The following is a 9,908-nucleotide window of genomic DNA, read 5'->3' on the forward strand; positions in this document are numbered from 1 at the left end:
GCTACGTGAGCCGGACCCGCGGGTCCAGGACCGCGTACGAGAAGTCGACGACGATGCTGGCCACCACGGTGAACGCCGACGCGACCATGACCACGCCGATCACCACCGGCAGATCGCCCTGGACCACCGAGGTCACCGCTATGTAGCCGAGTCCTTGCAGGCCGAAGACCTGCTCGGTGATGAGCACCCCGCCGACCAGCGTCCCGAAGTCGATCCCGAACTGGGTGACGACGGGCGTGATCCCGCCGCGCAGTGCGTGCCGCACGGTGACGCGGCTCTCCGTGATGCCTTTGGAGCGCGCGGTGCGGATGTAGTCCTCGCCGAGCGCGTCCAGCATCGAACCCCTGGTGAGGCGGATGTAGGTCCCGGTCAGAACCAGCGCGAGCGTGATCCACGGCAGGATCAGGTGCCGGGCCCACTGCCCGACGTCCTCGGTCAGGGGCACGTACGTGGCGGCCGGGAACCAGTCGATGCCGACCAGATGCAACTGGTAGAAGAGGAAGTACAACAGCAGCAGGCCGAGCAGGAACGTCGGCATCGAGTAGAAGAACAGCGCGAACGTCGTGGCGGCACGGTCGGCGATGGTCCGGGGACGCAGCGCGGACAGCACGCCGATGCTGACGCCGAGGACCACCCATATGACGGCCGCGCCCGCCGCGAGCGAGACGCTGATCGGCAACGCGTCCAGGATCTTGTCCGTCACCGGCTCGTCGCTGTAGTAGGAGTAGCCGAGGTCGCCCTGCAGCAGACCCCACAGGAAGTCTCCGTACTGCTCGAGCAGCGGCCGGTTCAGGCCGAGGTCCTCCCGGATCGCCTCCACCGCGCTCATGTCCGCCTGGCGGCCGGCGAGCTTGCGCGCCACGTTCCGCGGGGCCACGAAGAACAGGACGAACACGACGACGCTGATGACCCAGATGACCAGCACGCCGTACAGCGTTCGGCGGATGACGAAGCGCAGCATGCCATCGCTCCTCTCGCCCTAGCCGGCCCGTCCCAGCCGGCTGGCCTTGGGGTCCAGGGCGTCCCGCACGCCGTCGCCCAGCAGGTTGAACGCCAGCGTCGTCAGCAGCAGCGCACCGCCGGGGAAGGCGAACAGCCACGGCGCGACGGTGTAGTAGTCGATCGCCTCGCGCAGCATGACGCCCCACGCGGGCGTGCCCGGCGGTACGCCGAGACCGAGGAAGGACAGGCTGGCGGAGAAGATGATGGCGATCGGCACCAGCAGACTGGCGTACACCAGGACCGGCGCCAGCACGTTGGGCAGGATCTCGGTGAACATGATCCGGCGGTTGCTCGCGCCCAGCGACCTGGCCGCCTCGACGTACTCGCGTTCCCGGATGGACAGCGTCTGGCCGCGGACGATGCGGCCCACCGCCGCGAGCGTGAAGAACACGATGACGCCGACCACCAGCCACAGGCTCGGGCCCAGCACCGCGGCCAGCGCGACACCGAACAGCAGGAACGGCATCGACAGGATGACGTCGAGGGCGCGGGCCAGCAGGGTGTCGACGGCGCCGCCGTAGAAGCCGGCGAGCATGCCGATCACGGTCCCGAGCACGACCGCCCCGAAGCTCGACGCGATCCCGACGAGCAGCGAGATCCGGGTGCCGTAGAGCACCCGGACGAACACGTCGCGCCCGACACCGTCGGTGCCGAACCAGAACGTGGAGTCGGGCGGCTGCGGCACGCCGGCCGGGCTCAGCCCGATCTCGCGGTACTGCGTGTCCGGCGGATGGCTGATCAGGTCGGAGACCACCCCGGCGAGCAGTGCCGCGAGCCCGATGAGGACGATCACCACCGCGGCCGCCATCGCGACGTGGTCATGCCGTAGCCGTTCCCACCCCAGCCGCCACGGGCTGCGGCCCTTGACGACGTCCTGTTCCTGCTCGGGTTCACCCGCCCGTTCCGGATCAGCCGTGGCCATGACCGGACGTCCCTTCGGTGTGCGGCGGTGGGCCGGCGCCGGCGGCGCGGTGCGACTCGTCGATGCTGGGGCTCTCCAACGCGATGTCCTCGCCTTCGGCCACGGGGAAGTGGCACGACGCGACGTGGTCGTCGCGATCGCCGAGGCGTGGCTCGAGCAGGGGCACGTTCTCGACGCAGTACGGCGCCGCCTTGGGGCAGCGCGGATGGAACCGACAGCCCTCCGGCGGACTGATCGGCGACGGCATGTCCCCGGCGAGCACCACCCGTTCGCGCTGCTCCGCCCGGTCGGGATCGGCCACGGGGATGGCCGACAGCAGCGCGTTCGTGTACGGGTGGCGCGGACGGTTCATCAGCTCGTCGGTGGGCGCCAGTTCGACGACCTGGCCCAGGTACATCACCGCGATCCGGTCGCTGACGTGCTGCACCACCGACAGATCGTGGGCGATGAACACATAGGTGAGCCCCAACTCGTCCTGCAGGTCGGCCAGCAGGTTGATGATCTGTGCCTGGATCGACACGTCCAGAGCCGAGATCGGCTCGTCACAGATGATCATCTTCGGCCGCAGCGCGAGAGCCCGCGCGATGCCGATGCGCTGGCGCTGCCCGCCGGAGAAGTCGGCCGGGAACCGGTTGTAGTGCTCCGGGTTGAGCCCCACCAGCTCCATCAGCTCCTGCACCCGGAGCCGGCGTGCCCGCCTCGACTCGGTGCCGTGGATCGCGAACGGGTCGCCGATGATCGAGCCCACGCGGCGGCGCGGGTTCAGCGAGCCGTAGGGGTCCTGGAAGATCATCTGGATGTCCTGCCGGACCGGGCGCATCTTGCGCGCCGGCAGCCGGGTGATGTCCCGGCCCTGGAAGACGATCGAGCCGTCCGTGACGTCGTGCAGCCGCGCTACGCAGCGGGCCAGCGTGGACTTGCCGCATCCCGTCTCGCCGACGAGCCCCAGTGTCTCGCCGGCTCGCACGTCGAGGCTGACGCCGTCGACGGCGTGCACGTAGCTGCCGCCGCGGCCGAACCAGCCCGTCCCGCGTACGTGGAAGTGCTTGTAGACGTTCTCGAGCCGCAGCAGGGTCTCGGTGTCCTGCCGGTCCCGCTCGTGCGCCGCTTCCTCGGCCGTCATGGTGCGTCCCCGAACCGTCCGTGCACCGTCGCGCCGCGGGCGTCGTGTGCGTATGCGGCGCGCTGTTCGTCGACGTGTTCGCCGAGCCCGACGGCGTCGATGGGCAGCCAGCACGCGGACCGGTGCGAGCCGTCGCCGTTTCCGCCGGCGACCTGGCGCAGCGGCGGACGCTCGGTGATGCAGCGGTCCATCACGAACGGGCACCGCGGGTGGAACGGGCAGCCGGACGGCAGCGTGATCAGGCTGGGCGGCTGCCCGGTGATGGAGTCGAGCCGGCTCCTGCGCTCACCCGCCGGCAGCGAGCTGAGCAGCCCCCTGGTGTAGGGGTGGTGCGGTGCGTAGTAGATGGTGCGCCGCTGCGCCCACTCCACCGGTCCGCCCGCGTACATGACCATGATGGTGTCGGCCATCTCGGCGACGACGCCGAGGTCGTGGGTGATCATGACGACGGCACTGCCGATCTCGTCCTTCAGCCACTTGACCAGCTCCAGGATCTGGGCCTGGACGGTCACGTCGAGTGCCGTCGTCGGCTCGTCGGCGATCAGCAGCGCGGGTTCGAGTGCCATCGCCATCGCGATCATCACGCGCTGGCGCATCCCGCCGGACAGCTCGTGCGGGAAGGCGTCGACGCGCTGGTCCGGCTGCGGGATCCCCACGTGGTCCAGCAGTTCGATCGCCCGTGCCCGGGCGGCGCGCTTCGACGTCTGCCGCCCGTGTGCGCGGATCATCTCGACGATCTGCCAGCCCACCCGGTAGTGCGGGTGCAGGCTCGTGAGCGGGTCCTGGAAGATCATCCCGATCCGGGCGCCGCGGATGCCGCGGCGCTCGGCCTCGGTCATGGTGAGCAGGTCCTGCCCCTCGAAGTAGGCCTGCCCGGTGATCCGTGCGCCGTGGGTGAGTCCCATGACGGTCTGCATGAGCACGCTCTTGCCGGACCCGGACTCACCGACGATGCCCAGCGTCTGCCCGGACTGCACGGTGAACGACACGTCGCGTACGGCGTGCAGCATCCCGTCCGGAGTGGGGAAGGTGACGTTGAGGTTCTCCACCTCGAGCAGGCTCATGGTGCTCCCGTCGGCCGGGGCCCTCACTCGCTCAGCCACATGTGCGTGATGTCGCCGATGGCGTTCGGGTAGCCGGCGAAGCCCTCTACTCGCCGCGAGTGCAGCTGCGGGTTCTTCTGCCACATCACCGGCACGATGGCGGCTTCCTCGATGATCTGCCGTTGCGCGTCGGCGAACGCTGCGGCGGCGTCGTCGGGGTTCTCCGCCGTGGTCGCCTGGTCGATGAGGGTGTTGACCTCCTCGCTGTTGTAGAAGCCGTAGTTGGTGCCCCAGCTGCTGGCGTCACGGCTGAGGTTGGCGCTGTAGAACAGCGGCTGCAGGTACGTCCGCCCGTTCAGGCCGAACCAGTCGGGGATCCAGCCCGGCGCCGCGATGTCCCACGCGCCGCGGCGGGCGTTGTCCGGCACCTGGAGGAAGCCGGAGTAGAAGTCGTCGCCGGGCACCGGTTGCGTCTGCAGCGTGATGCCCGCGCGGCTCAGACTGTCCTTGAGTGTCTCGGCCACCTCGGGGTGGTTGCCTGTGTTGCGGTACTTCATCTTCAGCGTCAACCCGTTGGGGTAGCCGGCTTCGGCGAGCAGTTGCTGCGCCCGGTCCGGGTCGCCCGCGCTGTCCTCGGTGGCGTACGGGCACTCGAAGTCGTCGAGGTGCGCACGGGACGTCTCCGGCATGATCTGGCACGCCGGCGTCGCGATCTGAGGGCCGCCGTAGACCTGGATGATGGCCTGTTTGTCGACGGCGAAGTTGATCGCCTTGCGCACGGCCGGCTTGCTCATGGCGCTGTTCTCGTTCGGGCTGACCATGTTGAAGACGATGTACTTGTTGAACAGCCCGTTCTCCACGAGCTCGAGCCGCTCGTCCTCGTACAGCGTCGGCAGTTGGGCCGTCGGCGGCGGTGTGTCCCAGAGCAGGTCCGCCGTCCCCGCGGACACCTGCTGATAGGCGGACTGCTGACTCAGCCCTTCCTGGACGTGGATCGTGTCCAGATAGGCCTCGCGCACGTCGTCGGTGTCGGCGTTCCATGCGGAGTTGCGCTCGAGCACGATCTCGTTGCCGGGGTCGTACGTCGCCACCTGGTACGGGCCGTTGGACAGCACGTTCTGGTTGAACTCCTGGCTGCTCGGCACGTACTGCAGGTACTCCTCGGGGGCCGGTGTGGCGAAGTACTCGGCCATGATGTTGAGGAAGTCCGGGGCTGGTTGGCTCAGCGTGAACTCGATGGTCCGTTCGTCGACGACGTTGATGCCGGAGATCGAGTTGTCGCGGATGTAGCCGCCGATCGCCTGCGCGGTGCCCTCGACCTGCGACAGCCCGTCGCAGTACTGCTGCATCCCGCTGATCGTGGACGTGTAGTAGGACAGTGCCCCGCTCGGCTTGACCGGGTTGCACAGCCGCTCGATGCCGCGTTCCATGTCCGCCGCGGTGACCTGGCGCGGTGGACTCGTGTTCCACTGCACGCCTTCCTTGATCGTGAAGGTGTACGTCAGGCGGTCGGAACTGATGCCGCCGTTGTCGACGGTGGGCACCTCGGTGGCCATGTCGGCGACGATCTGGCCGGCCTCGTCGACGTTGTTCGTGGTCGGATAGGTGACGAGCTGCCGGGTGAAGCCCCGCATGATCGCGTAGTTCAGCGTGTAGTACGAGAACGCGGTGTCCATGCTGGTGACGTCGCCTTTGCCGACGATTTTCAGCGTGCCGCCGCGCTCGGGTTCGCCGGCTTGATCGCCACCTCCGCCGCCTCCCGTGCCGCCGCCGTCGTCGCCGGCGCAGGCGGCCAGAACCAGCGAGGTGGCCAGACCCAGAGCTGCCCAGGTCATGGGCGTGCGCTTGGTTCGCGAGTCCATGGTCAACAACCTCCAGTTCCCGCGGTGGCTCAGGGGCGCGCGCGAGGTCGTCGCGGTGTGCTCACATGAGCGCAGTTGCCTGGTGAGGACGTCGAGAAACGGGGCCACTCACTGGCTGTTACCGGACCGTTATCATTCTGTTTCGCACGGTTCGGCGGCTATGTCCGTGCTGACGAGGTCAACCGGCGCAGCGTGTCGCCGATCTCGGTGGTGCACCGGCGTTGCCGGTCGCCGCGGGCCTGGAGGATGCCGCGTTCGCCGGCTTCGTAGAGCTCGGCCAGCTCGGCCGCGAAGGCCGGCGGCAGCCCGGCGTCGACCAGGGCGTCCACCCACCCCGCGCGCGGGACCGTCGTCACCTGCAGCGTGGTGCCGAGAACCGCGGCGAGCTCGTCCGCGACCTGCCGCTCGGTGTACTGCGGGCCGTCGAGGTCGACGATCTCGCTCCGCGCGGGCGGCGAGAGCAGGGACTCCGCGGCCACGGCACCGATGTCGCGGGTGGCGATCATCCGGGTGGGCACGTCGGCGGAGTCGCCGAAGACGGGGAAGGTCCCGGAGCCGGCGGCCACGTCGAGGACGTCCTCGACCTTCTCCTGGAAATGCCACGAGCGGATCGAGGTCAGCAACACGCCCGTGGCGCGTAGCCGGTTCTCCAGGTGGTGCAGCCAGCGGATCGGCCCGGTCCCGTCGGCCAGGTCCGCGCCGATCGACGAGAGGAGAACGGCGTGCGGGACGCCGGCGGCCGCCACCCCTTCGGCAATGTGGTCCGCGAGCCGGCGATGGTCCTCGTCGGAGCCCGTCGGATCGGTCGGCAACAGGACGAACACGCCACGGCAGCCGCGCAGCGCCTCGGCCAGGGCGGCCGGCTCGCCCAGATCGGCGACGGCGACGTCCGCGCCGCGGCCCGACCAGGACGCCCCCTTGTCCGCGTCCCGGACCACGACACGGACGGGTTCGTTCGCGGCCAGCAGGTGCTCGGCGGTCGCCCCGCCGACGTGGCCGGTTGCTCCGGTGATCGCGTACATAGGATCCTCCCGATCCTTCGGTGGTCGTCGTTGATGACAGTGAACCGTCGAACCGTGAGACGCTCCATATCCGTCGCGCTCCGTTGCATGTCCGATCGTCTACGCTTGTCGGCATGGATGCACTGGCGGACCTCCTGAACGGTGTCCACGCCCGAAGCGCCGCGTTCTGTCAGGCGATCCTGGAGCCGCCGTGGGCGCTGCGTATCGCCGACGGCGCCGCACTCGCGCTGGCCACGACGTTGCGCGGGCACGCGTGGATCGTGCCGGACAACGACGCGCCGGTGCGGATGAGCGCCGGTGACGTGGCGATCGTCAAGGGCCCGGACCCATACACCGTCGCCGACGATCCCGCCACCGTGGCCGAGATCGTGGTCCGACCGGGGAACCGTCTCACCACTCCGGGCGGCGACGACATCACCGCCGATCTGGCGCTGGGCCCGCGGACCAGCGGCATCGCCCCGGACGGCTCGGCTGTCGTGGCCAGCGGCACGTATCAGGTCGACGGTGACGTCAGCCGGCGCCTGTTGAGCGCGTTGCCCGCCGTCGTCCTGGTGCCCGCGGCCGACGTACAGTCGCCGATCATGGACCTGCTCGCGCGGGAGGTCAGCAGGGACGCGCCGGGCCAACAGATCGTGCTCGACCGGCTGCTCGATCTCGCGCTGATCGCTACGCTGCGTGCGTGGTTCGACCGGCCCGAGGGCGCCGCGCCCGGGTGGTACCGCGCGCTGAGCGATCCGCTGATCGGCCCGGCGCTGCGCCACATCCACGACGATCCGGGCCACCCGTGGACCGTGGGCACGCTGGCCGGCAGGGCCGGCGCCTCTCGCGCGGCCTTCGCGCGGCGGTTCGCATCACTGGTCGGCGAGCCGCCGATGACGTACCTGACGCACTGGCGGATCGCGCTGGCGGCGGACCTGCTGCGCGGTACCGACGCCACCATCGACTCGATCGCCAGGCGGGTCGGCTATGCCAACGCCTTCGCCTTGAGCGTGGCGTTCAAACGGATACGCGGAGTGTCGCCCCGCCGGTACCGCGGAGGTGACGAACCCCTGCAGAGCCCGGAGCTGGTACCGAGCGCGTCGTCGTGACCGCTCGGCGTGCGTCACGTGCCGGGAGCGTGCGTGCTCCCTGAGTCAGGCGCGGCCGAGGAAAGCGCGGACGTCGTCGACGAGGACGCTCTGGTCGGCGTCGTCGTCATCGGGCGGCGAGATCTCCCAGCGCCCGTCGATGGTGCGGCTGACACATCGTTCGGACTCGGTGCCGTCGGGCTGGTGCACCCGGACACGACAGTCCCAGGCGCTTCCGCCGGGCGAGATCATCTCGACGGGTACGCCCAGGGTGACGAGCTCGGCCTGGGTTGCGCGGTAGCGCTCGTGCAGCGAGAGGTGTTCCATCGGCCGTCCTTGTGAGGGTGGTGTGTACACAGAGTAACGAACCACCGGATGAACACAGCCTTCATGATCGACATCATTGTGTCAACAAGCGGGTCGGCCGGTACACGCGGGCGACGTGACGGATGTCACACAGTGTGACGCCGGACATCTGGCCGATCCGGGATGTTCACCTCAACCAGGTACGAGCTCCCCTCTCGGAGGTGTGCGCGTACCGGGTGGTGAAGCTGCGCGAGCGAGCCGGCATCAACGCCAGTGCGGCCGAGTGATCCGTGTCCGGAGCGACTCGGGTTCCAGGGTGTTCCGCGCTCCGGGGTGCCGTTAACGGCAACCATTGCCAGTTGTGTCACCCGTCTCGACATCAGTAGCCGGACGGCCCGGTTTGCCGTTCCGCCTCGCATGTTTACATCATGCGCGCCTCGCGGGCTGCCGTCGTGCCGCTGTTCAGCGCTCCTGGTCGTCGCGGCGATCCGTCGTGCCGCCCGCGCCGGCCTGTTCGTCTTCGGGGCGTTCCCGCGGAGGAGGCGCCGTCAGGTCGTCGGCATCCGCTTCGCCCTCCGCGGTCTCGCGGCGCTTCTCGACCTCGGTCTCGCGTTCCTTCGCAGTACGCAGGCGCTGCCGGTCGAAGGGCCGCGCGAGCGGCAACCGCCACAGCGCGACGGCCAGGATGATCACCAGTACGACGATGACCACGGTCAGCGTTTCGGTGCTCATGGTGAGCGCCCTTCGTCGTCTCGGCGACGCGGGTCTTCACCGGCCCGCTCAGGTGGCCGTTACCCGACGTGACGGTGGATAAACGCGGGCCTCGGCCGAGGGCCGGCCGAGGTCGTCCCCGTGCCCGTGCTCGCGCCCGGCCGAGGGGTACCGGGCCGTGAAGTGCTGTCGTGCCTGGTCGACGACGTCGTGATCGATCCACGCGACCGGTTCGATGTCGGTCACGAGCGGCTCGTGATGCGGCCCGTAGCCGACGAAGTGGCCGTACAGCAGCCATGGTCGCCGGTCGGGCTGGTCGGAGCTGGTGGCGTTCATGATCACGCGCCGCGCGATCCAGTCGATGGCCGGGCCCGGCCACCATGGTTCGGGATCGATCCTGGCGACCGGGACCCCCGGAAGGCGGATTCCGGTCACGTCGTCGATGCGTGGATCCGCGCTGCTGCCGGGCGCGACCCCCTGGCGGAGGTACATCCCCGGGCGCCAGCGGACGAGTTCGTCGAGCGCGTCGAGGCTCGACACGACGGGAATGTCCCGGCCGGGTAGTGCCATGTTCGAAATGTACCCCGGATCGGCGGCTCCATGCGCAGGGAAGCCGCGGAAAGGTGCGACGGGCTTGATAACGGGGTCATAACGTGTTGTGGTGGGTTCGTGGTCAAGAAATCGCCACATCGCTTCTGATCAGGAGAGGTGGCGACTATGGATGTCCACACTCTTCCCGGTGCAGCCTCCCGTGCCGACGTGCGTCGCCGCGACCGTGAGTCGTTGACGAACGAGCTGTTCAAGAAGGCTGCGGGTGCGTCGGAGCAAGAGCGACGCCGGCTGGTCGACG

The 9,908-nt window shown here is 69.2% G+C and carries 10 protein-coding genes; 1 reads left to right on the top strand and 9 read right to left on the bottom strand.

Annotated elements, in window-relative coordinates:
- Nucleotide 1: 1 nt before the first annotated feature.
- From CLV30_RS08285 to CLV30_RS08310, 6 genes are all read right to left on the bottom strand, one after another.
- Complete coding sequence (locus tag CLV30_RS08285; protein WP_106536701.1) at nt 2-961, bottom strand: ABC transporter permease; 960 nt, start codon at nt 959-961, stop codon at nt 2-4.
- An 18-nt stretch (nt 962-979) separates the two neighbouring features.
- The gene (locus CLV30_RS08290; protein WP_106536702.1) at nt 980-1,924 is read right to left on the bottom strand and encodes an ABC transporter permease; all 945 of its coding nucleotides are present in this window, start codon (nt 1,922-1,924) and stop codon (nt 980-982) included.
- The gene (locus CLV30_RS08295; protein ID WP_106536703.1) at nt 1,911-3,047 is read right to left on the bottom strand and encodes an ABC transporter ATP-binding protein; all 1,137 of its coding nucleotides are present in this window, start codon (nt 3,045-3,047) and stop codon (nt 1,911-1,913) included. The genes CLV30_RS08290 and CLV30_RS08295 overlap by 14 nt, the downstream gene beginning before the upstream one ends.
- A complete protein-coding gene (locus CLV30_RS08300; protein WP_106536704.1) occupies nt 3,044-4,111 on the bottom strand; it encodes an ABC transporter ATP-binding protein in 1,068 nt (355 codons plus the stop codon). Before CLV30_RS08300 ends, CLV30_RS08295 begins: the two co-directional genes overlap by 4 nt.
- Nucleotides 4,112-4,134: 23 nt before the next feature.
- Entirely contained in the window at nt 4,135-5,952 is a 1,818-nt protein-coding gene (locus tag CLV30_RS08305) for an ABC transporter substrate-binding protein (protein WP_106536705.1), read from the bottom strand.
- Between the two features lie 158 nt (nt 5,953-6,110).
- Nucleotides 6,111-6,974: an NAD(P)H-binding protein gene (locus CLV30_RS08310; protein ID WP_106536706.1), complete on the bottom strand. Its 864-nt coding sequence runs from the start codon at nt 6,972-6,974 to the stop codon at nt 6,111-6,113.
- 113 nt (nt 6,975-7,087) lie between these two features.
- Between CLV30_RS08310 and CLV30_RS08315 the strand changes: the two genes are divergently transcribed.
- On the top strand, nt 7,088-8,062 hold the full coding sequence (locus CLV30_RS08315; RefSeq protein WP_106536707.1) for an AraC family transcriptional regulator: 975 nt from the start codon (nt 7,088-7,090) through the stop codon (nt 8,060-8,062).
- Between the two features lie 45 nt (nt 8,063-8,107).
- Here the strand turns inward: CLV30_RS08315 and CLV30_RS08320 are convergent, their stop codons facing one another.
- The 3 genes from CLV30_RS08320 to CLV30_RS08330 form a co-directional block, all read right to left on the bottom strand.
- Nucleotides 8,108-8,368 (bottom strand): hypothetical protein, encoded by a 261-nt coding sequence (locus tag CLV30_RS08320; RefSeq protein WP_106536708.1) that lies wholly within the window; start codon nt 8,366-8,368, stop codon nt 8,108-8,110.
- A 441-nt stretch (nt 8,369-8,809) separates the two neighbouring features.
- Complete coding sequence (locus CLV30_RS08325; RefSeq protein ID WP_106536709.1) at nt 8,810-9,079, bottom strand: hypothetical protein; 270 nt, start codon at nt 9,077-9,079, stop codon at nt 8,810-8,812.
- Between the two features lie 48 nt (nt 9,080-9,127).
- Nucleotides 9,128-9,628 carry a DUF6098 family protein gene (locus CLV30_RS08330; RefSeq protein WP_106536710.1) on the bottom strand — a complete coding sequence of 167 codons (501 nt, stop codon included), beginning with the start codon at nt 9,626-9,628 and terminating at the stop codon, nt 9,128-9,130.
- Nucleotides 9,629-9,908: the final 280 nt, after the last annotated feature.

It is taken from the genome of Haloactinopolyspora alba (genome assembly GCF_003014555.1).
Classification (GTDB): domain Bacteria; phylum Actinomycetota; class Actinomycetes; order Jiangellales; family Jiangellaceae; genus Haloactinopolyspora; species Haloactinopolyspora alba.

What these genes read in the sequence shown, in the direction of transcription:
- CLV30_RS08285 (WP_106536701.1), bottom strand. Translation starts at nt 961, where the DNA reads ATGCTGCGCTTCGTCATCCGCCGAACGCTGTACGGCGTGCTGGTCATC.
- CLV30_RS08300 (WP_106536704.1), bottom strand. Translation starts at nt 4,111, where the DNA reads ATGAGCCTGCTCGAGGTGGAGAACCTCAACGTCACCTTCCCCACTCCG.
- CLV30_RS08320 (WP_106536708.1), bottom strand. Translation starts at nt 8,368, where the DNA reads ATGGAACACCTCTCGCTGCACGAGCGCTACCGCGCAACCCAGGCCGAG.
- CLV30_RS08305 (WP_106536705.1), bottom strand. Translation starts at nt 5,952, where the DNA reads ATGGACTCGCGAACCAAGCGCACGCCCATGACCTGGGCAGCTCTGGGT.
- CLV30_RS08290 (WP_106536702.1), bottom strand. Translation starts at nt 1,924, where the DNA reads ATGGCCACGGCTGATCCGGAACGGGCGGGTGAACCCGAGCAGGAACAG.
- CLV30_RS08330 (WP_106536710.1), bottom strand. Translation starts at nt 9,628, where the DNA reads ATGGCACTACCCGGCCGGGACATTCCCGTCGTGTCGAGCCTCGACGCG.
- CLV30_RS08325 (WP_106536709.1), bottom strand. Translation starts at nt 9,079, where the DNA reads ATGAGCACCGAAACGCTGACCGTGGTCATCGTCGTACTGGTGATCATC.
- CLV30_RS08295 (WP_106536703.1), bottom strand. Translation starts at nt 3,047, where the DNA reads ATGACGGCCGAGGAAGCGGCGCACGAGCGGGACCGGCAGGACACCGAG.
- CLV30_RS08315 (WP_106536707.1), top strand. Translation starts at nt 7,088, where the DNA reads ATGGATGCACTGGCGGACCTCCTGAACGGTGTCCACGCCCGAAGCGCC.
- CLV30_RS08310 (WP_106536706.1), bottom strand. Translation starts at nt 6,974, where the DNA reads ATGTACGCGATCACCGGAGCAACCGGCCACGTCGGCGGGGCGACCGCC.